Origin of the sequence: Streptomyces odontomachicola, from assembly GCF_039605595.1 — a bacterium.
In the GTDB taxonomy this organism is placed as follows: domain Bacteria; phylum Actinomycetota; class Actinomycetes; order Streptomycetales; family Streptomycetaceae; genus Streptomyces.
The window spans coordinates 191,879-211,701 of the sequence record NZ_JBCFOK010000009.1 but is presented as its reverse complement, the minus strand read 5'-3'; the positions used below and the strand labels follow the sequence as shown (position 1 = coordinate 211,701).

The 19,823-nt window shown below is 72.5% G+C and carries 15 protein-coding genes; 4 read left to right on the top strand and 11 right to left on the bottom strand.

What is annotated here, in order from left to right; all coding sequences use genetic code 11:
• Positions 1 to 9: 9 nt before the first annotated feature.
• Positions 10 to 609 carry a PspA-associated protein PspAB gene (gene pspAB, locus ABEE00_RS18705; RefSeq protein WP_345746667.1) on the bottom strand — a complete coding sequence of 200 codons (600 nt, stop codon included), beginning with the start codon at positions 607 to 609 and terminating at the stop codon, positions 10 to 12.
• Between the two features lie 3 nt (positions 610 to 612).
• The gene (gene htpX / locus ABEE00_RS18700) at positions 613 to 1,518 is read right to left on the bottom strand and encodes a zinc metalloprotease HtpX (protein ID WP_345746666.1); all 906 of its coding nucleotides are present in this window, start codon (positions 1,516 to 1,518) and stop codon (positions 613 to 615) included.
• A gap of 171 nt (positions 1,519 to 1,689) precedes the next feature.
• On the opposite strand from htpX, the gene ABEE00_RS18695 reads away from it, so the two are divergent.
• Positions 1,690 to 2,589 (top strand): HAD hydrolase family protein, encoded by a 900-nt coding sequence (locus ABEE00_RS18695; RefSeq protein ID WP_345746665.1) that lies wholly within the window; start codon positions 1,690 to 1,692, stop codon positions 2,587 to 2,589.
• Between the two features lie 30 nt (positions 2,590 to 2,619).
• Here the strand turns inward: ABEE00_RS18695 and ABEE00_RS18690 are convergent, their stop codons facing one another.
• The 5 genes from ABEE00_RS18690 to hisC form a co-directional block, all read right to left on the bottom strand.
• On the bottom strand, positions 2,620 to 4,488 hold the full coding sequence (locus ABEE00_RS18690) for a GAF domain-containing sensor histidine kinase (RefSeq protein WP_345746664.1): 1,869 nt from the start codon (positions 4,486 to 4,488) through the stop codon (positions 2,620 to 2,622).
• A 104-nt stretch (positions 4,489 to 4,592) separates the two neighbouring features.
• Positions 4,593 to 8,162, bottom strand: a complete 3,570-nt coding sequence (gene cydD / locus ABEE00_RS18685; RefSeq protein WP_345746663.1) for a thiol reductant ABC exporter subunit CydD — start codon at positions 8,160 to 8,162, stop codon at positions 4,593 to 4,595.
• 32 nt (positions 8,163 to 8,194) lie between these two features.
• Positions 8,195 to 9,202 (bottom strand): cytochrome d ubiquinol oxidase subunit II, encoded by a 1,008-nt coding sequence (gene cydB / locus ABEE00_RS18680; RefSeq protein ID WP_345746662.1) that lies wholly within the window; start codon positions 9,200 to 9,202, stop codon positions 8,195 to 8,197.
• A 25-nt stretch (positions 9,203 to 9,227) separates the two neighbouring features.
• A complete protein-coding gene (locus ABEE00_RS18675) occupies positions 9,228 to 10,748 on the bottom strand; it encodes a cytochrome ubiquinol oxidase subunit I (protein ID WP_345746661.1) in 1,521 nt (506 codons plus the stop codon).
• Positions 10,749 to 10,938: 190 nt separating this feature from the next.
• Positions 10,939 to 12,027 carry a histidinol-phosphate transaminase gene (hisC, locus tag ABEE00_RS18670; RefSeq protein ID WP_345746660.1) on the bottom strand — a complete coding sequence of 363 codons (1,089 nt, stop codon included), beginning with the start codon at positions 12,025 to 12,027 and terminating at the stop codon, positions 10,939 to 10,941.
• Positions 12,028 to 12,370: 343 nt separating this feature from the next.
• On the opposite strand from hisC, the gene ABEE00_RS18665 reads away from it, so the two are divergent.
• The 3 genes from ABEE00_RS18665 (at position 12,371) to ABEE00_RS18655 (ending at position 16,457) form a co-directional block, all read left to right on the top strand.
• Positions 12,371 to 13,522, top strand: coding sequence for a LacI family DNA-binding transcriptional regulator (locus ABEE00_RS18665; protein WP_345746659.1), 1,152 nt, complete (start codon positions 12,371 to 12,373; stop codon positions 13,520 to 13,522).
• Between the two features lie 634 nt (positions 13,523 to 14,156).
• Positions 14,157 to 15,221, top strand: a complete 1,065-nt coding sequence (locus tag ABEE00_RS18660) for a metallophosphoesterase (RefSeq protein WP_451918621.1) — start codon at positions 14,157 to 14,159, stop codon at positions 15,219 to 15,221.
• A gap of 255 nt (positions 15,222 to 15,476) precedes the next feature.
• Positions 15,477 to 16,457 (top strand): hypothetical protein, encoded by a 981-nt coding sequence (locus tag ABEE00_RS18655; protein ID WP_345746658.1) that lies wholly within the window; start codon positions 15,477 to 15,479, stop codon positions 16,455 to 16,457.
• A 107-nt stretch (positions 16,458 to 16,564) separates the two neighbouring features.
• Here the strand turns inward: ABEE00_RS18655 and ABEE00_RS18650 are convergent, their stop codons facing one another.
• The 4 genes from ABEE00_RS18650 to ABEE00_RS18635 all read right to left on the bottom strand — a co-directional run bounded on the left by ABEE00_RS18650 (position 16,565) and on the right by ABEE00_RS18635 (position 19,763).
• Positions 16,565 to 17,737: a cystathionine gamma-lyase gene (locus ABEE00_RS18650; protein WP_345746657.1), complete on the bottom strand. Its 1,173-nt coding sequence runs from the start codon at positions 17,735 to 17,737 to the stop codon at positions 16,565 to 16,567.
• Positions 17,738 to 17,863: 126 nt separating this feature from the next.
• Positions 17,864 to 18,790, bottom strand: coding sequence for a fructosamine kinase family protein (locus ABEE00_RS18645; RefSeq protein WP_345746656.1), 927 nt, complete (start codon positions 18,788 to 18,790; stop codon positions 17,864 to 17,866).
• Positions 18,790 to 19,308 (bottom strand): low molecular weight protein-tyrosine-phosphatase, encoded by a 519-nt coding sequence (locus ABEE00_RS18640; protein ID WP_345746655.1) that lies wholly within the window; start codon positions 19,306 to 19,308, stop codon positions 18,790 to 18,792. Before ABEE00_RS18640 ends, ABEE00_RS18645 begins: the two co-directional genes overlap by 1 nt.
• Before the next feature lie 77 nt (positions 19,309 to 19,385).
• Entirely contained in the window at positions 19,386 to 19,763 is a 378-nt protein-coding gene (locus ABEE00_RS18635; RefSeq protein ID WP_345746654.1) for a phage holin family protein, read from the bottom strand.
• Positions 19,764 to 19,823: the final 60 nt, after the last annotated feature.

Genomic DNA, 19,823 nt, shown 5'->3' with positions numbered 1-19,823 from the left:
AACAGGCGCTCAGAGCCCCGGCGCCCCCCACACCGGGAACCAGCGCGAGAGGTCCTCCTCCACCCGGAGGTCGTCGGAGAGCAGGCCGCGGACGCGGAGTTCGCGCGCGTTGTCGCGCTGTTCCGAGGCGCCGGGCACGGGGGCGAAGGGGTAGAAGGTGCCGCGCTTGTAGAGGTAGACGAGGGCGAGCGGGGGCTGTTTCCCGGTGCCGTCGTCCTCCTCCGGGCGGAAGCCCACCAGGGAGCACAGGAGCTGGGGCCCGAAGCCCGCGTCCTGGAGCAGGGTGTTGACCGCGTGCAGGTCGTTGACCAGCGCGGACAGGCCGCCGTCCGGCTGCCGCGCGAGCAGCCAGGTGTAGCCGTAGCCGTCCTGGCTGAACTCCACGGGCGCGTCCGACCCGGCGTCCGCGTCCAGCAGCTCCCGCACCTCCTTCTGGAGCCGGGCGAACGCGCCGCCCTCCACGCTCGCGAAGCAGACGGAGCCCGCGCCGGTCGGCACGTACCCCTCAGCCGCCTGGAGCGTCACCGCCGCGGCGGGCAGCGCGAAGAGGCGGTCGAGGTCGGGGCGTACGGGTTTGCTGCGGCCGAGCAGCGTGTCCAGGAAGCCCACGTTTCACCTTCCCAACTGGCCTGAGATGCGGTCGAGTTGCGCGAGCCGCTTCTCCAGCGGCGGGTGCGAGGAGAACAGCGTCGCCATGCTCTCGCCGGAGAGCGCGGGGGCGAAGAAGAAGGCGTTGAACGCCTCCTGCTTGCGCAGGTCCTTCGTCGGGATGCGGGACATCTCACCGCTGATCTTGGTGAGGGCCGAGGCGAGCGCCGAGGGGCGGCCGGTCAGCAGGGCGCCGGCCCGGTCGGCCGACAGCTCGCGGTAGCGGGACAGCAGGCGGGTGAGCAGGAAGCTGATCGCGTACACCACCGCGCTGACGATGGGGACGAGGATCAGGATGAGACCGGCCTGGTTGTTCTGCCGGCCGACCCTGCCGAGGCCGCCCCACAGGGCCATCCGGGTCAGCATCCCGGCCAGCACGCCGAGGAAGGAGGCGATGGTCATCACGGCGACGTCGCGGTGCGCGACATGGGACAGCTCGTGCGAGAGCACCCCCTCCAGCTCCTCGGGCTCCAGTCGGCGCATCAGGCCCGTGGTCGCGCAGACCAGGGAGTTGTTGCGGTTGCGGCCCGTGGCGAAGGCGTTGGGCACATCGGTGTCGGCGATGGCCACCCGCGGCTTGGGCATGTCGGCCAGCGCGCACAGCCGGTCCACCGCGCCGTGCAGCTCGGGCGCCTGCTCGGGAGTGACCTCGCGGGCGCCCATGCTGAACGCCGCGATCTTGTCGCTGAACCAGAACTGGGCGATGAACAGCGCCCCCGCGATCACCACGACCAGCGGCCAGGCCTTGCCCATCACGACGAAGAGGACCCCCACGAACACCACGTACAGCAGCCCGATGAGGAACATGGTGGTCACCATGCGGGTCGTCAGGCCGCGGTCGGGGGCGAAGCGCGTACGTGCCGGTGCCATGCCTCCGATTGTCCACCTTCCCGGCTGAATGCGGCGTAAAGAGGCGCTCCCGCCCAGACCTGGATCGCACCAACCCGGAGCGCGCCGACGCACGCCGCGATTGCGCCAAAGTGCGGCGCGCGCGCTCATCGGGGCACCCTTTCGCACGCCTGTTCCGGCATATGCGGGAAGATGGTGCGCGTGACCGCGACGACGCCGCCGGACCCCCCGGCCTCCCCGAGACCGAGACCGCGACCGGAACCGCGACTGATCGCCACGGACCTCGACGGAACCCTCCTCCGCTCGGACAAGTCCGTGTCCCGGCGCACGGTCGCCGCGCTCGCCGCGGCCGAGGTCGCGGGCATCGAGGTGTTCTTCGTGACGGGACGCCCGGCGCGCTGGATGGGGGTGGTCAGTGATCACGTACACGGCCACGGCCTCGCCATCTGCGCCAACGGCGCCGCCGTGGTGGACCTGCACAGGGGGCGCCAGGTGGTGGACCTCAGGCCCCTGGAGCGCGCGGACGCGCTGGAGGTGGTCCGCGCGCTGCGGCTCGCCGCCCCCGGCGTCAGCTTCGCCGTCGAGCGCACCGGCGGGATCCACTACGAGCCGACGTACCCGCCCTTCCACCACGACCCCGGCGCGATGGTCGCCGCGGCGGAGAAGCTGCTCTCCGACGTCCCCTGCCTGACCGGCCCCGGCCAGGCGGGCATCGCCGAGCAGCCGGTGCTGAAGCTGCTCGCCCACCACCCGGAGATGGACCCCGACGCGTTCCTGCGGCTGGGGCGCGAAGTGGCGGGCGCGTACGCGCAGTTCACCCGCTCCAGCCCCAGCGCGCTGCTGGAGATCAGCGGCCGCGGCGTGAGCAAGGCCAGCACGCTGGCGCGCTGCTGCGAGGAGCGGGGCATCGCGCCGGACGAGGTGGTGGCCTTCGGCGACATGCCCAACGACCTGGAGATGCTGGGCTGGGCCGGCACCTCGTACGCGATGGCCAACGCGCACCCCGAGGTGCTGGGCGCCACCACCCACCGCACCGCCTCGAACGAGGACGACGGCGTCGCCGCGGTCATCGAGCGGCTGCTGAACGGCTGACCGGCCGGCCGCCGGGCACCGCGCGGCGGCTCACCCCGCCGCGCCGTCCAGCGGGACCGTCCAGCTCACCGTGGTGCCGGCACCGCTCGTACCGCCGCCACCAGCACCGCCACCACCCGTACCGCCGCCGCTCGTACCACTGCCGCCCAGACCCGGCCCCCAATGCGTCTCCCCGCCCAGGCTCTCCGCCCGCCGGGCGATGTTGCGCAGGCCGCTGCGGCGGCCGCCCTCCGGCATGCCGCGGCCGTCGTCGGCGACGGTGAGGCGGACGGCCGGGCGGCCGCCGGGGAGTTCGGCGGTGCCGTCGACGGCGACCTCGATGCGGGAGGCCCCGGCGTGCCGGTGCGCGTTGGACAGCGCCTCGCGCAGGGCCGCGACCAGCTCCTTCGCGATGTGCTCCGGCACCAGCGCGTCCACCGCGCCGTCGAAGGAGGCGGAGGGCCTGAAGCCGAGCGGTACGGCGGCCAGCCCGACCTCCCGCAGCACCCGCGTACGCAGCCCCGAGGGCGCCTCCTCGGGGTGCTGGCGCAGCGCGAAGATCGCGGTGCGGATCTCGGCGATGGTGGCGTCCAGCTCGTCGACCGCCTTGGCGACGTCCTCGGCAACCTGCGGCACCACCGTCCTGCGCTGCGCGCTCTCCAGCCGCAGCCCGGTCGCGAACAGCCGCTGGATCACCAGATCGTGCAGGTCACGGGCGATCCGGTCGCGGTCCTCGTACACCGCGAGCCGCTCCCTGTCGCGCTGCGCCTCCAGCAGTACGAGGGCGAGCGCGGCCTGCGCGGCGAACTGCGCGGCCAGCTCCTTCTCCGCCTCGCTGAACGGCTTGCCGCCGCGCTCCCTGCCCACCGCCAGCACGCCCCGCACCCGGCTCCCGCTGCGCAGCGGGAGCATCATGACCGGGCCGTACCTACGGCCCGCGCCGGTCTGGATGCGCGGGTCGCTCGCCGCGTCGTCCAGGTAGACCGGTTCGCCGCACTCCAGCGTCCCCAGCAGCTCGTTGTCCGCCGGCACCACCGTGCCGATCAGGCCCTGCGCGCGGTCGGCCGAGGCGGCGACCACCTGCTGCCCGCGCTTCGCGCCCTCCCCGCCGGAGCCGGAGCCGGAAGCGGAGTCGGCGCCCGGCTCCCCCTCCGCGTCCTCCTCCGTGGGAAGCAGCACCAGACCGCCGTCCGCCTCCGCCAGCGTCCTGGCCTGCTCGGCGATCACGGCCAGCGCGTCGTCGCCGTCGCCGGCCAGCAGCGAGGTGGTGATCGCCGCGTTGCCGTCGATCCAGCGCTCGCGCTGCCGCGCGGCCTCGTACAGCCGGGCGTTCCCGATGGCGATGCCCGCCTGGGTGGCGAGGACCCGCAGGAGCTGTACGTCGTTCGCCGTGAAGTCCCCGCCGCGCTTCTCGGTCAGATAGAGGTTGCCGAACACCTCGTCGCCGACCTTGACCTGCAGGCCGAGGAAGCTGTGCATCGGCGGATGGTTCGCCGGGAAGCCGCACGAGCGCGGATCGGCCATCAGATCGTGCAGCCGCAGCGGCTCCTCCTGCTCGATGACCACCGCGAGCAGCCCGTGCTTGCCGTCCGGGTAGTGCTCGATGCGGGAGACCTGCTCCTCGGACATCCCGCAGGTCACGAAGTCCTTGAGCCCGTCGTCCGGGTCGTCGGCCAGCACCCCGAGCGCCGCGTAGCGGCAGTCGCCGAGCCGGGCCGCGGTCTCCACGATCCGGTCCAGGGTGCTGTGCAGTTCGGGCCCCGTACCGATGCTGACCATGGCCTCCAGCAGCCGGGGCAGCCGGGCTGCCGAGTCCAGCGACAGGCTGGCCAGCTCGGTGGTCGCGGTGACCGCCGCACGGTCGGCCGCCTGCGCGTCGGCGGGCCCCGTACTGCGTACGCGGCCTGAGCTGGGGGACATGCTGGCGAGCCTAAAAGGTCCGGTTTGCGGGAGAAAGTCGGCGAATCCGAGCGAGCCGCCGACCGAGCCGCCGACCGCCCCCGAGGGACCTCCGGGGTCCGCGGCTACGCCCCGGCCCGCAGCTCCACCGACCCCGGCACCGCTCCGGCCACCGCGCGCTCCCGCTCCAGCATCCGCGCGAACGGCCCGTCCGCCGCGGCCAGCACCTCGTACGACCCGCGCTCGGCCACTCGCCCGCCGTCCAGCACGATCACCTCGTCCACCGCGTCGAGACCGGCCAGCCGGTGCGTGATCAGCACCGTCGTACGCCCCTCGGTCGCGGCCAGCAGATCGCCGGTCAGCGCGTCGGCGGTCGGCAGGTCCAGGTGCTCGGCCGGCTCGTCCAGTACGAGGACGGGGAAGCCGGCGAGCAGCGCGCGGGCCAGCGCGAGCCGCTGCCGCTGGCCGCCGGACATCCGCGCGCCGTGCTCGCCGACGCGGGTGTCCAGGCCCTCGGGCAGCGAGTCCACCCACTCCTCCAGGCGGGCCGAGGCGAGCGCGGCGCGCAGCTCCTCCTCGTCGGCGCCCTTGCGCGCGAGCAGCAGGTTCTCGCGCAGCGAGCTGTCGAAGACGTGCGCGTCCTGCGCGCACAAACCGACGGCCTCGCGCACCGCGTCCGAGTCGAGCTCGCGCGCCGGTACGCCGCCGAGCTCGTACGCGCCCGACTCCGGGTCCAGGAAGCGCAGCATCGCCTGCGCCAGCGTCGACTTGCCCGCGCCGGACACCCCGACGACGGCGACCCGGCGGCCCCGCTCCAGCTCCAGGTCGAAGCCGTCCAGCGCGGGCGCCCCGGTCTGCCCCGGGTGCCGGACGGTGAGCCCGCGCAGTTTCACGGGAAACGGCGACTCCGGAGCGGTACGCGGGTGTTCGGGCTCGGCGACCGGCTCGGGGGAGTCCAGCACCTCGTGCACGCGCTCCGCGGAGCGGCGCACCCGCTGCCTGTGCTGCACCGCGGTCGGCAGGTCGTTGACCGCCTCGAACGCGGCGAGCGGTGTGAGCACCACGACCGCGAGGGCCACGCCGTGCAGCCGCCCGTCGTGCACCGCGAGCACTCCGGCCCACGCCGCGAGGGCCACGGTCAGCCCCGAGGCCAGCGCGGTCAGCCCCGCCGCGAGCGCGGTGGCCGCGGCGGAACGGGTGGCGATCCCGGTCAGCGCCGCGTCGGCCTCCCCGGCGCGCGCGGTCCGCGCGGGCAGCGCCCCGGCCACGGTCAACTCGCCCGTGCCGGTGAGCAGATCGACGGTACGGGTCGCCAGCAGGCCCCGCGCGGGCGCGAGACGGCGCTCCGTGCGGCGGGCCAGTACGGAGGTGAGCGCGGGCACCGCGACGCCCGCGAAGAGCAGTCCCGCCGCGAGGGCCGCGCCCGCCTCGGGGAGCAGCCACGCGGTGAAGCCGACCGAGCCGAGGCCGACCGCGAGGGCCACGGCGACGGGCAGCAGCCAGCGCAGGAAGTAGTCCTGCAGGGTGTCCACGTCCGAGACCAGCCGGGAGAGGAGGTCGCCGCGCCGGGTACGCCGCAGGCCGGCGGGCGCCAGGCGCTCCAGGCGCGTGTAGACCGAGACGCGCAGGCCGGCGAGTACCCGGAGTACGGCGTCGTGCGAGACCAGGCGCTCGGCGTAGCGGAAGACGGCGCGGCCGATGCCGAAGGCGCGGGTCGCGGTGACGGCGACCAGGAGGTAGAGCACGGGTGGGTGCTGGGAGGCGCGGGAGATCAGCCAGCCGGAGGTGGCCATGAGGCCGACGGCGCTGCCCAGGGCGAGGGCGCCGAGGGTGAGGGCGAGGGCGAAGCGGGCGTAGAGGGGGCGTCCGGTGGCGCGGACGCGGGCCAACATGCTGGTTGCGCCTGCTTTTTGAGCTTCCGCTTCTTGAGCCTGCGTCTCTTGAGCCTCCGGCTCGGGGGCGGGGGCGGCTGGCGCCGCCTGCGCCTGGGCGGGTGCGGGGGTGCGCTGCGCTGGCGAGTGCACGCCGTTGTGCCCGCCCGTTCCGCCCCGACGGAACGAACGCCCACAACTAGTCTCGGCGAGCGTGACCACCCTGTCCGCTGCCGCGAAAAGTGCTGGTCGGTGGGCCACCAAGAGGACCGTCCGCCCCCGCGTCAGCCTCCGTACCGCCTCGACCACCGCCTCCTCCGTCGCGCCGTCCAAGGCCGCGGTCGGCTCGTCGAGGAGGAGTACGGGGCGGTCGGCCAGGAACGCTCGGGCCAGGGCGATGCGCTGGCCCTGGCCCGCGGAGAGCCCTGAACCGCCCTCGCCCAGTTCCGTACCGGCGTCGATCTCGTGCGCAGCCGCCGCGTCCAGCGCCTCCCGTACGGCCGCGTCGGACGCGTCCGGAGCGGCCAGCCGTACGTTGTCGGCCACGGTCCCCGCGAACAGGTGCGGGTGCTGCGGCACCCACGCGACCTGCCGGTGCCAGCTCGCGAGGTCGGCTTCGGCGAGGTCGGCCGGACCGACCCGCACCCGCCCCTCGTCGGGCCGCTCGAAGCCCAGCACCGCGCGCAGCAGCGTGGACTTGCCCACCCCGGAGGGGCCGGTGAGCACCACCGTCTCGCCGGGCCGGAGCGTGAGCGTGGTCTCCGGCAGCGAGTCGCGGGCCCGGCCCTCGTGGCGTACCCGCACGCCCTCCAGAGCGATCTCCGCGCCGTCCCGCACGGCCGGCACGGGCTCGCCGCCCTCGGCGCGCGCCGGGGTCTCCAGCACGGCGAAGACCTCCTCGGCGGCGGACAGGCCCTCGGCCGCCGCGTGGTACTGCGCGCCCACCTGCCGCAGCGGCCAGTACGCCTCGGGCGCGAGGATCAGCACGACCAGGCCCGTGTAGAGGTCGAGCTTCCCGTACACCAGGCTCATGCCGATGGTCACCGCGACCAGCGCGACGGAGATGGTGGCCAGCAGCTCCAGCGCGAAAGAGGAGAGGAACGCGATGCGCAGCGTGCGCAGCGTGGCCCTCCGGTACTCGGCGGTGATCTTCCGGATGTTCTCGGCCTGCGCCTTGGCCCGGCCGAACACCTTGAGCGTCGGCAGCCCGGACACCACGTCCAGGAAGTGGCCGGAGAGCTGCGAGAGCAGCCGCCACTGGCGGTCCATGTGGCTCTGCGTGGCCCAGCCGATCAGCGCCATGAACAGCGGGATCAGCGGCAGCGTGATCACGATGATCAGCGCCGAGGCCCAGTCAGCGGTGACGATGCGGGCCAGCACCGCCACAGGCACCACCACGGCGAGCCCCAACTGCGGGAGGTAGCGCGCGAAGTAGCCGTCCAGCGCGTCGATGCCGCGGGTGGCCAGATTCGCCAGCTCGCCGGTGCGCTGGCCGGCCAGCCACGAGGGCCCGAGCCGTCCGGCGTGCTCCAGCAGGCTCGTACGCAGCTCGGACTTGACCGCCGCGCTGCTGCGGTGCGCGGCGAGTTCGGTCAGCCAGGAGACCAGCGCTCTGCCGACCGCGACCGCCGCGAGCAGCAGCAGCGGTGTGCGCAGGTCGGCGGCCGAGGCGCCCCGCTGGAACGCCCCGGTCACGATCTCCGCGATGAGCATCGCCTGCCCGATGACCAGGCAGGCCCCGATCAGTCCGAGCACGACGGACGCCACCAGGAATCCACGGGTGGCGCGCGCGTGCCGCAGCAGCCTCGGATCGACGGGTTTCACGTGAAACGGCCTCCTCGGTTTCCCGCGAGCCCTCAGTGCGAGGGGGTCTGGGCGAGGTGCTGGGTGCCGATCCGCTTGCGGAACACCCAGTACGTCCAGCCCTGGTAGAGCATGACGAGCGGCGCCGCGATGCACGCGCACCAGGTCATGATCTTCAACGTGTACGGAGTGGACGAGGCGTTGGACACCGTGAGGCTCCACTCGGGGTTGAGCGAGGAGGGCATCACATCCGGGAACATCGCCAGGAAGAGCATCGCGACGGCCGCCGCGATGGTCACCCCGGAGAAGGCGAACGACCAGCCCTCGCGCCCCGCGAGGTTCATGCCCAGCGCCGCGAGCAGCGCGACCACGGCCACGACCAGCGCGACCAGGCTGCCGGTGCCGCCGGTGTGCGCCTGCGTCCAGACCAGGAAGACCACCGCCAGCACCGCCGTGGCGAGCCCGAGCACGGTGGCCAGCTTCCGCGCCCTGGTGCGGATCTCCCCGAGCGTCTTCAGCGCCGTGAACACCGCGCCGTGGAAGGTGAAGAGGCTCAGCGTCACCAGCCCGCCGAGGATCGCGTACGGGTTGAGCAGGTCGAGGAAGGTCCCCGCGTACTCCATGTTCGCGTCGATCTTCACGCCGTACGCGATGTTGCCGAAGGCCACGCCCCACAGGAACGCGGGGAGCAGCGAGCAGATGAAGATCGCCCACTCCCAGCGGGTCTGCCAGGCGTCCTCCTCGCGCTTGACCCGGTACTCGAAGGCCACGCCGCGCACGATCAGGCACACCAGGATCAGCAGCAGCGGCAGGTAGAAGCCGGAGAACAGGGTGGCGTACCACTCGGGGAACGCCGCGAAGGTCGCGCCGCCCGCGCTGAGCAGCCACACCTCGTTCCCGTCCCAGACCGGCCCGATGGTGTTGATCAGTACACGCCGCTCGGGCCGATTGCGGGCCAGCAGCCTGGTGAGCACGCCGACGCCGAAGTCGAAGCCCTCCAGGAAGAAGTAGCCGGTCCACAGCACGGCGATGATGACGAACCAGACGTCATGCAGTTCCATCACGCACTCCTCAGTCCCGTACGCCTCAGTACGAGAACGCCATCGGCTTGTCGGGATCGCGGTCGTCGCCGCCGATCTTCGTGGGCGGGTTGAGGTCGGACTCGGTCAGCTCGGGCGGGCCCGCCTTCACGTACTTGGCGAGCAGCTTCACCTCGACCACGGCCAGCACGGCGTAGAGCGCGGTGTAGACGATCATCGAGGTCAGCACCTCGCCCTGGGAGACCGAGGGGGAGACGGCCGAGGAGGTGGGCAGCACGCCGTACACCACCCACGGCTGGCGGCCCATCTCGGTGAAGATCCAGCCCCAGGAGTTCGCGATCAGCGGGAACGGGATGGTCCACACCGCGGCACGCCAGTACCACTTGCCCCAACGGGCGCTCAGCTCGCGGTCCTTGGTGAGGGCGAGCCGCGGCACGTCCTCGGGCCCGGTGCGCAGCCGCTCGGAGAGCCACAGCTTCCTGCGGGTCAGGTAGAGCCCGACCACGCCGATCGCGGTGGATGCCATCCCGAAGCCGATCATCCACCGGAAGCCCCAGTACGCGACGGGGATGTTGGGCCGGTAGTCGTCGAGCCCGACGGTGTCCTTGTACTTCTCCTTGAGCGCCTTGTTGGTGTCGTTGATCCCGGGCACGGCCTCGTGGAAGTTGTCGTGCGCCAGGAACGAGAGCACGCCGGGGACCTCGATGGCGACCTTGTTGTGCCCCTTCGCGACGTCCCCGTACGAGAAGATCGAGAACGGCGCCGGCGCCTGGGTGTCCCACAGCGCCTCGGCCGAGGCCATCTTCATGGGCTGCTGGTCGTACATGATCTTGCCGATCCGGTCCCCGCTGACCACCGTCAGCAGACCGCCGATCACCAGCGTGACCAGCCCCATCCGCAGCGAGGTCCGCATCACCGGCACGTGCTTCTTCCGCTTCAGGTGGTACGCCGCGATGCCGACCACGAAGGCGCCGCCCACGATGGCCGCCGCGGTCATGGTGTGGAAGAACTGGGCCAGCGCGGTGTTCTGCGTCAGCACCTTCCAGAAGTCGGTGAGCTCGGCGCGGCCCGCCTTCTCGTTGATGCGGTAGCCGACCGGGTGCTGCATCCAGGAGTTGGCGGCCAGGATGAAGTAGGCCGACAGGATCGTGCCGATCGAGACCATCCAGATGCAGGCCAGGTGGATCCGCTGGGGCAGCTTGTCCCAGCCGAAGATCCACAGCCCGATGAAGGTGGACTCGAAGAAGAAGGCGATCAGCGCCTCGAAGGCGAGCGGCGCCCCGAAGATGTCACCGACGAACCGGGAGTAGTCCGACCAGTTCATGCCGAACTGGAACTCCTGGAGGATGCCGGTGACGACCCCCATGGCGATGTTGATCAGAAAGAGCTTGCCCCAGAACTTCGTGGCCCTGAGGTACTTCTCGTCGTTGGTCCGCACCCACGCCGTCTGCAGTCCGGCCACGATTGCCGAGAGCGAGATCGTCAGGGGCACGAACAGGAAGTGGTAGACGGTCGTGATGCCGAACTGCCAGCGCGCCAGTGTCTCCGGCGCCAGAGCTAGGTCCACGTGACTCTCCTTAGGCCGCGCCGTGCTCCCGTGTACTGTGCCGGTTTTGTCCGGCTAAGTCCCCAACCGCAACAGCGGTCGTGAATGCGTTCACATTCACAAGAGATGATGGCAGACCACTTGTCGCAAGAAAGGACCGGCCCCCCTCTACCGAGGGAGGCCGGTCACCTGATATTGGACGCCGCGCGGATCAGCTCATGGTCTTGCGGAAGGACGCGGCGGTCTCCAGGAAGATGTCGTTGGCCTCGGTCTCGCCGATGGAGACCCGCACGCCCTCGTCCTGGAAGGGGCGCACCGTGACGCCCGCCTGCTCGCACGCCTCGGCGAACTCCCCGGTGCGCTCCCCCAGCCGCAGCCACACGAAGTTGGCGTGCGAGACCGGGACCGTCCATCCCTGCGAGGTCAGCTCCCTGCTCACCCGGTCACGCTCGACCACCAGGTGCTCGACCCGCTCCAGCAGCGCGTCCTCGGCGCGCAGCGAGGCGACCGCCGCCTCCTGCGCGAGCTGGCTCACGCCGAAGGGCACCGCGGTCTTGCGCAGCGCGGCGGCCACCGGCTCGTGCGCGACGGCGAAGCCGACCCGCAGCCCCGCGAGCCCGTACGCCTTGGAGAAGGTGCGCAGGACGCACACGTTGGGCCGGTCCCGGTACAGCTCCAGACCGTCCACCACGTCTTCGTCCCGTACGAACTCGCGGTACGCCTCGTCCAGCACCACCAGCACGTCGTCCGGCACCCGGTCGAGGAACCGCTCCAGGTCGGCGCGCGGAATCGCCACGCCCGTCGGGTTGTTGGGGTTGCACACGAAGATCAGCCGGGTGCGCTCGGTGACCGCGTCCGCCATCGCGTCGAGGTCGTGCTCCTCGCCCTCGGTCAGCGGCACCCGCACCGAGGTGGCCCCGGAGATCTGCGCGATGATCGGGTACGCCTCGAAGGACCGCCAGGCGTAGATCACTTCGTCGCCCGGACCCGCGGTGGACTGCAGCAGCTGCTGGGCGACGCCCACGGACCCCGTGCCGGTGGCCAGGTGCTCGCGCGGGACCCCGAAGTGCCGGGACAGCTCGTCCAGGAGAACGGTGCAGGCCATATCCGGATAGCGGTTGAAGCTCCCGGCCGCGCCGGTCACCGACTCCAGCACGCCGGGCAGCGGCGGGTACGGGTTCTCGTTGGAGGACAGCTTGTAGGCGACCGGGCCGCCGGCGGCCGCGGGCTTGCCCGGCACATACGCCGGGATACCGTCGAGGGTGCTGCGCAGCTTCGGCTTCGGGGTGTTCTCGCTCACCGCTGGTCCTCCTATGACCGTCCCGTGGGCTCCAATACTGCACACCCTAAGAGGAATGCCGTCAGGGGCGTACAGAGAAAGCACCCACGCCCCCGGCGCACCTTCACGCTGGTGGCGGAAGCGGTGGCGCGCATCGCTCGTGAAGGTGACTTGAGACCACTTTCCGCTCTCCCTGATCCTTCGGGAAGGCACGCGCTCGTGGCACATGCCGCACCCGCCTGACCGGCCAACTTCCAGTGTTTCCATGGTCGTTGGTGGCCGATGTTCATGCAGAAACGTACCCTTCAACGGGCTCCGCGACCGGCCTGCCGCGCCCCTTTCGCGGGCCTACGATCGGTTCGCCATGACAGCAGCAGAGAAGCATCAGGTGGGCCGGACAACGCCGTCCCCCCACGCGAGGCGAGGGGGAAGCCGGCTCAACGGGCGCGCGGGCATCCGCGACGTCGCCGCGGCGGCCGGCGTCTCCATCACGACTGTCTCCGACGCCCTCAACGGCAAGGGCAGACTGCCCGACGCCACCCGCCGGCACGTCCGCGAGGTCGCCGAGCGCCTCGGCTACCGCCCCTCGGCGGCGGCCCGGACCCTGCGCACGGGGAAGTCCGGGCTGATCGGCCTCACGGTCACCACCTATGGCGAAGAACCGTTCACCTTCACCGAGTTCGCGTATTTCGCCGAGATGGTCCGTGCCGCCACCTCGGCCGCGCTCGCCCGCGGGTACGCCCTGGTGATCCTCCCCGCGACCTCCCGGCACAGCCCGTTCGACGTGTGGTCCAACGTCGCGCTGGACGGCACCGTGGTCATCGACCCCTCCGACGAGGACCCGGTCGTCTCCGAGCTCGTGCGCTCCGGACTCCCGGTGGTCTCCGACGGGCGGCCCAGCGGCAAGCTGCCGGTGACCGCCTGGGTGGACAACGACCACCAGGAGGCCGTCACGGGACTGCTCGACCACCTCGCCGAGTCCGGCGCGCGCCGCATCGGACTGCTCACCGGGACCAGCACCGACACCTACACGCGGCTGTCCACGACGGCCTATCTCGACTGGTGCGAACGCGCGGGACAGGACCCTGTGTACGAGACCTACCCCGCGCACGACCCGTGCGCGGGCGCCGTGGCCGCCGACCGGCTGCTGGCCCGTCCTGACCGCCCGGACGCGGTGTACGGACTCTTCGACCCGAACGGCACCGACCTGCTCGCCGCCGCCCGGCGCTACGGCCTGCGGGTCCCCGACGACCTGCTGCTGGTCTGCTGCAGCGAGTCCAGCGTGTACGCCAGCACCGAACCGCCCATCACGACCCTCTCCCTCAAACCGGGCCGGATCGGCAACACCGTCATCCAGCTCCTCATCGACGCCATCGAGGGCATCGACAACGGCATGCCGACCCAGCAGGTGATGCCGACCGACCTCATCGTCCGTACCTCATCGCAGCGTTCACCGGCGCCCGCGAAGGTCAACGCGCCCCGTTCCGCTCCGCACGCCGACCGGCCGGGGGGCTGAGCGGCGGCGATCGGGCCGGGCGAGTAACCGCAGAAAACAGGAGAAATACCCGCCCGGTGGGGGCCCGGCCGCAATTGCCACCCCCAGGTGCGTCACAAGCCGCGACCGGCATTCCTATGATGGGCGAACGCACCGGGGCCCGCCTACGACCAGTGCCGGCCCGGCAGGTGCACGGCGGCGCGTGACGGTGATGGTGGAGGGGTCGATGACTCAGGGGGCCGGTCAGGGACCCGGTGCACGGGACGGCGAAGTGCGGACCACCGCCGGGACCGGTACGGGACATCCGCAGTCCATCCCCGTGCTCCACGCTGCCGACAGGAAGCCGCCGCCGGACGAGATGCCCACGGCGCCGGTGCCCCGCGCACTGGTGCCGCGCCAGCAGGACGTACCCGCGGCGGAGACCGCACGGGAGCAGGCGCCGGAGCAACCGCAGGAGCAGGCGCGGGAGCACGTACGGGAACGGACGCAGGAGCAGGCGCGGGGACAGGTCCAGGAGCGGGGGCGGGAGCGGACCCGGGCGCGGGAGCAGGGACGGGAGCAGGGCGAGCGGATGGCGTGGCCCAGGCTGCCGTGGCCCGACATGTCGGGGGACGGTTCCGAGCACGTACAGAAGCCGGAGGCGGTGCGCGAGCAGATGCCCGAAGACCAGCACGCGGCGCCCCTGCTCTCCGGCGAGGACGAGGGCGTCCCCGGCGGACACGAGGCGCACGGAGCCCACGAGGCGGGCGAGGCGGCCGAGGAGCCTCAACAGGCCCCGGAGCAGGACGGATACACGCCGACGCAGCGCGATCTCCCGGTGCTCGGCGAGGGCGCGACAGAGCCCGAGCCGACCCTCGTGGACACCCCCTCGCCCGCCGCGGCGCAGGAGGAGGGCGACGGGCCGCTGGTCGTCGTGGGCGATGTGCACGGCTATCTCGACGAGCTGCGCGCCGCGCTGCGCGAGGCCGGGATCATCGACGCGGAGGACGCCTGGATCGCGGGCACCTCGCGGCTGTGGTTCCTGGGCGACTTCACCGACCGCGGGCCCGACGGGATCGGCGTCATCGACCTCGTCATGCGGCTCTCCGCCGAGGCCGCGGCCGCGGGCGGCTACTGCAAGGCGCTGATGGGCAATCACGAGCTGCTGCTGCTGGGCGCCAAGCGGTTCGGGGACACCCCGGTCCACTCCGGCGCGGGCACCGCCTCGTTCCAGGCGGCCTGGCTGCTCAACGGCGGGCAGCGCAGCGACATGGAGCGCCTGGAGGACCACCACGTCCAGTGGATCTCCCGGCTGGACGCGATGGCGCTCACCGACGGCCATCTGCTGGTGCACTCGGACGCCACCTGCTATCGGGAGTACGGCGACACCATCGACGCCGTCAACGACGCGGTGACCGAGGCGCTGCAGCGCAACGACGCGGACGAGACCTGGGACCTGTTCCGCAAGTTCACCAAGCGGTTCGCCTTCCGCGACGAGGCGGCGGGCGCGCGGACCGCGCGCGAGCTGCTGGACGCCTTCGGCGGCGAGCGCATCGTGCACGGTCACAGCCCGATTCCGTATCTGCTCGGCGAGGTCGGCAGCGAGGACGAGAACGGTGAGGAGACGCCGCCCGAGGTCAACGGCCCGATGGTGTACGCGGACGGGCTCGCCGTCGCCATGGACGGGGGCGTGACGATGGCCGGAAAACTCCTTGTCACCCAACTTCCCCTGGCTGAATAGCCGTTCCGGGGGCAGGCGTACCCACGGCGTACGGAAGTGGCGCGCGGGATGCGGAGTCCGGTCAGGCGCAGGGGGGAGAGCGATTTGCCGAATTCACCTGTCACGGAGCGCCGGACGCCCTCTACCATCGGTCCTGCCACAACGGGTGTCCGATGTCTGTCGTGATACCGCCCCGCCCGTCGACCGGCCTTCCTCCGGTTCTCGATCCCGTTCGAGCCGGAGGAGACCCCATACGGCCCTACGGAGCATCGGGGGATGCACATGAACAGCGCTCCGCATCTGCTCCTCGAAGACCGGCCCGAGTTCGAGCGGGTCCTCGATGAAGCTCTGCGTACCGCACACCGCCGGAGCGATCTGGCGGCGATTGGACAGCGGCTCAATACGGAACAGCTGCGCACGATGGCACTGAGCGCGGCGACGGCGATCTGCGCGTGCGCGGCCGCCGAGTACGACAGGTTCGTGCGACTGCGCGACGAGACACGGCGCCCCGTACCCCTCCCCGACCCCGGCGGCGGCGACGGGCACGCGCCCCCGGTCGCGGTCGGTCCGGCCGAGGCCTCGCTCGCCGGTCCGTCCGAGGGCGCCGAGGCGGGCGGCGAAGGACGCGGCGGCGTCGGCGGCCTGGCCGGCGCGATGGGCGAGGGACTGGCCGAGGCGGGGGGCGCCGGGCTGCTCGCGATCGTCTCGGTGCTCGCGCCGGTGCTCGCCGGCACGGCGGCGGCGATCTTCCTGACCCTCGGCTACCTGCTGCACATCATGACGCCCGAGCCGACGGTGGCCGCGCCGATGCGCAGCATCGGCTGGGTCTTCGCGCTGCTGGCGCTGGCCGGGGTCGTGCTCGGCATGTTCGCGCTGCTGATCACCGCGGTGCGGAACGGGGCGAGTTCGATACGGGCGCCGCGCGGCGCCGACGACGACGCGGCGGCCGAGGGCCCAGCGGACGCCGTCGACGAGGCGCGCGCCGCATGGCGCGAGGCGCTGCTGGAGCGGGGCATCCTGCCGTTCCTGCGCGAGGCGCTCGCCGACCCGAAGGGTCCAGGGCAGGCCCCGGTGGCCTATGTGCCGCCGCAGCCTGAGCCCGACGAGGAGGTCCAGCGCACTCCCCGGCTCGGCTATTCGCACCCGGACTTCTCCAGCCACCCGTCGTCCGAGCCGGGCCCCGCGCACGACGGGGCCCGCCCGCGCTTCTCCAGCCCGGACTACAGCAGCCCGGACTACGGGGGTCCCGAGCACTGACCCCCGGGGGGCTCGCGGGGAGGCGTACGCACGCCCCCGGGAGCCCCTAGGGGGTTCGCTGCTTCAACTGCCCTGCGCGGTGCGGTCGTTCAGCGTGTCCGCGCTGCTCAGCCCGCCGCCGCGTCCAGGGACCTGCGCAGGTCGGCCACCAGGTCGGCGGGGTCCTCCGCGCCGAGGGACAGCCGGATGAAGCCGTCAGGCACCGCGTCGCCGCCCCAGCGCCCGCGCCGCTCCGCGGTCGTCCGTACGCCGCCGAAGCTGGTGGCGTTGCCCGCGAGCCGCAGCTCCTCCATGAAGCGCTCGGCGAAGTCCTTGTCCGGCAGCGTGAAGGAGACCACGCACCCGAAGCGCCGCATCTGCCGCACCGCGAGCTCGTGCGCGGGGTCGCCCGGCAGCCCGGGGTGGCGCACGTCGGTGACCTCGGGGCGCTCGCTCAGGACCTGCGCGACCGCGACGGCGTTCTCCGCCTGGCGCGCGGTGCGCAGGTCGAGTGTGGCCAGCGAACGGTGCGCGAGCCAGGCCTCCATGGGCCCCGGGATCGCGCCGACGATCTTGCGCCAGTGCCGGACGGAGGCGGCCAGCTCCGCGTTGCGGCAGGCCACATAGCCGAGGAGGACGTCGCCGTGGCCGGTCAGCGCCTTCGTACCGCTGGCCACCGCGAAGTCGGCGCCCAGCTCAAGCGGCCGCTGCCCGAGCGGGGTGGCCAGCGTGTTGTCCACCGCGACCAGGGCGCCGCGCTCGTGTGCCGCGTCCGCGAGCCGGCGGATGTCGCACACGTCGAGCCCCGGGTTGGAGGGCGTCTCGATCCACAGCAGCGAGGCGCCGTCCAGCACGTCGAGCTGGGCGTCCTTCGCGGTCGGCGCCGTGCGCACCTCGACGCCCAGGCCCTCCAGGCGCTCGCGGAGGGGGATCAGGAGGTTGTAGCCGTCGTTGGGCAGCACGACCGTCTGGCCCGGCTTGGCGAAGGAGAACAGCACGGCGGAGATCGCGCCCATGCCGGAGGCGAAGGTGACGGTCTCGACGTCCTCGTCGCCGGGCGCCTCCAGCTCGCCGATGGCCTTCTCCAGGCCGGTCCAGGTCGGGTTGGAGTCCCGGCCGTAGGCGTACGGGGCGCCCGCGGGGTCGCCCGGCAGATGGAAGTGCGCCGCGAAGACGGGACCGGGGAGCGGCGGCGCGTACGCCTCCTCCTCCGGGAGGCCGGCGCGCACGACCCGGGTCGCGTCGCTGTCCCGGCCCGGACCTGGGGCGTTCACGGGGCTCTCGGGGTTCTCGGTGCTCATGTCGTGCTCCAGTGCTTGCGGTGTGCGGGCCGGTGCTTACCGGTACTTGCCAGCGCTTACCGGTGCCTACCGGTGCCTACCGGTGCCTACCGGCACCTACCAGCGCTTACCGGTGCCTTCCGGCGCTCAGCCCAGTGCGGCCCGGGCCGCGGCCCCGCACTGCGCTCCGTACCCCGGCCCGAACAGCGCGGCGTGCAGCAGCAGATGCTGGAGCTGGTGGAGGGGAACACGATCGGCACGCCCCGGCACCGGGCGTACCTCGTCGTACGCGGCGAGGATACGGGAGAGCTGCGGGCAGCCGAAGAGCTGGAGCAGCGCGAGATCGGTCTCCGGGTGGCCGCCCTGCGCGGCGGGGTCGATCAGCCGGGCGCGGCCGTCGGCGGCCCAGTGCACGTTGCCGGCCCACAGGTCGCCGTGGATCACCGCGGGCGGCTGCGGAGGGCCGGTGAGCCCGCCGCCGCCCGCGTCCAGCTCCTCGCAGAGCCGCTCCACGTCGCGGGCGTCGGCGCCGGTGATCGCGCCGCGGTCGGCTGCCTGCTTCAGGAACGGGAGGAGCCGGTACGCCGCGTGGAAGGCGGGCCACTGCGCGGGCTCGGTGACCGGCTCCTCGGGCGAGGGCAGCGGCAAGGGGCCCAGGTAGCAGGGCTGCCCGGGCGTCCCGTACGGCTCCGCCGTGCTGTCGTGCAGCGCGGCGAGCTCCCTGCCCAGGCGCTCGGCCTGCCCGGGGGAGGGGGACCCGGGCTCGATCCACTCCAGTACGAGCATGTCGGGCTCGGCGGCCAGCACCTCGGGCACCGCGACCGCGCCGGTCCCCGCGAGCCGGGCCAGTCCCGCGGCCTCGGCAGCGAAGAAGTCGTCTGGCGCGCCGTCCCGCGTCTTCGCGAACACCCGCCGCGCGCCGCCCTCTCCGGCCGCTTCGCCGCGTACGCCGTCCACCTCGACCACGTACGCGTCGCAGATGTCGCCGCCGCTCACGGGCCGCGCCCCGCCGGCGGGCTCCCGCGCGCCGGCGAGCCGGGCCACCCGCGCGGCGAGCCCGGTCCCGGCGGCCATCAGCCGGACCCCTCGACGAGCTGCTCGCGCTCCTCCATCTCGGCCGCGACCTCGGCGACCAGCCCGGGAACGGCCGACTCGACCAGCTCCAGCGCCTCGTCGAAGGCCGCCGTGCCGCCGTAGTACGGGTCGGGGACCTCCAGGCCGCAGCGGCCGTCGGCCGAGGCGTCGGGGTCGTACGAACGCAGCAGACGCACCTTCGCCGCGTCCTGCTCGGTGGGGGCCATGCCGCGCAGCTCCCGCTCGTGGCCCTCGTCCAGCGCGATCACCAGGTCGTGCCGCGCGAAGTCGTCGGGCCCGAACTGCCGCGCCGTGTGGTCGAGTTCATAGCCGGCCGCGCCGAGGACCGCGCTGGTGCGCGGGTCGGCGGGGTCGCCGATGTGCCAGCTGCCGGTCCCGGCGCTGGAGGTCTCGACGAGCCCGTCCAGGCCCGCGTCCGCGACGCGCGCGCGGAAGACGGCCTCGGCCATGGGGGAGCGGCAGATGTTGCCGGTGCAGACGAAACAGACGCTGTACATGCTTTCCATCTCGTACGGAGGGGTGGTGGGGGTCGGGGGTCGGCGGGGGTCGCTCGCTGCGGGCCCCGGTCCCGGGCTCAGTCGCTCTCGGGGAGGATCATGTTGAGCGCCCAGGACACGATGGAGATGATCAGGCCGCCGAGCACGGCGGTCCAGAAGCCCTCCACGTGGAAGCTGAGGTCCACCTTGTCGGAGAGCCACGAGGTGAGCAGCAGCATCAGCGCATTGATCACCAGCGTGAACAGGCCGAGCGTGAGCACCAGCAGCGGGAGCGAGAACAGCTTCACGATCGGCTTGACCACGACGTTGACCAGGCCGAAGATCAGCGCGACGAGCACCAGGGTGAGCACCTGCTGACCGGTGCTGCCACCGGTCAGCGTGATGTCACCGACCAGCCAGATCGCGACCGCGAGGGCCGCGGCGTTGGCGACGGTCTTGATGAGAAAATTCGTCATGCTGCGATCGTCGCAGGAAATCGGAGAGCGCAGGAAACGCGGTCACCGCGAACCGGGAGC

Coding starts and splice junctions, on each gene's coding strand:
- ABEE00_RS18660 (WP_451918621.1), top strand. CDS start 14,157: ATGCCCGAAGACCAGCACGCGGCGCCCCTGCTCTCCGGCGAGGACGAG.
- ABEE00_RS18650 (WP_345746657.1), bottom strand. CDS start 17,737: ATGAGCACCGAGAACCCCGAGAGCCCCGTGAACGCCCCAGGTCCGGGC.
- ABEE00_RS18640 (WP_345746655.1), bottom strand. CDS start 19,308: ATGTACAGCGTCTGTTTCGTCTGCACCGGCAACATCTGCCGCTCCCCC.
- ABEE00_RS18645 (WP_345746656.1), bottom strand. CDS start 18,790: ATGGCCGCCGGGACCGGGCTCGCCGCGCGGGTGGCCCGGCTCGCCGGC.
- ABEE00_RS18690 (WP_345746664.1), bottom strand. CDS start 4,488: ATGTCCCCCAGCTCAGGCCGCGTACGCAGTACGGGGCCCGCCGACGCG.
- ABEE00_RS18655 (WP_345746658.1), top strand. CDS start 15,477: ATGCACATGAACAGCGCTCCGCATCTGCTCCTCGAAGACCGGCCCGAG.
- ABEE00_RS18635 (WP_345746654.1), bottom strand. CDS start 19,763: ATGACGAATTTTCTCATCAAGACCGTCGCCAACGCCGCGGCCCTCGCG.
- ABEE00_RS18665 (WP_345746659.1), top strand. CDS start 12,371: ATGACAGCAGCAGAGAAGCATCAGGTGGGCCGGACAACGCCGTCCCCC.
- cydB (WP_345746662.1), bottom strand. CDS start 9,202: ATGGAACTGCATGACGTCTGGTTCGTCATCATCGCCGTGCTGTGGACC.
- htpX (WP_345746666.1), bottom strand. CDS start 1,518: ATGGCACCGGCACGTACGCGCTTCGCCCCCGACCGCGGCCTGACGACC.
- ABEE00_RS18695 (WP_345746665.1), top strand. CDS start 1,690: ATGGTGCGCGTGACCGCGACGACGCCGCCGGACCCCCCGGCCTCCCCG.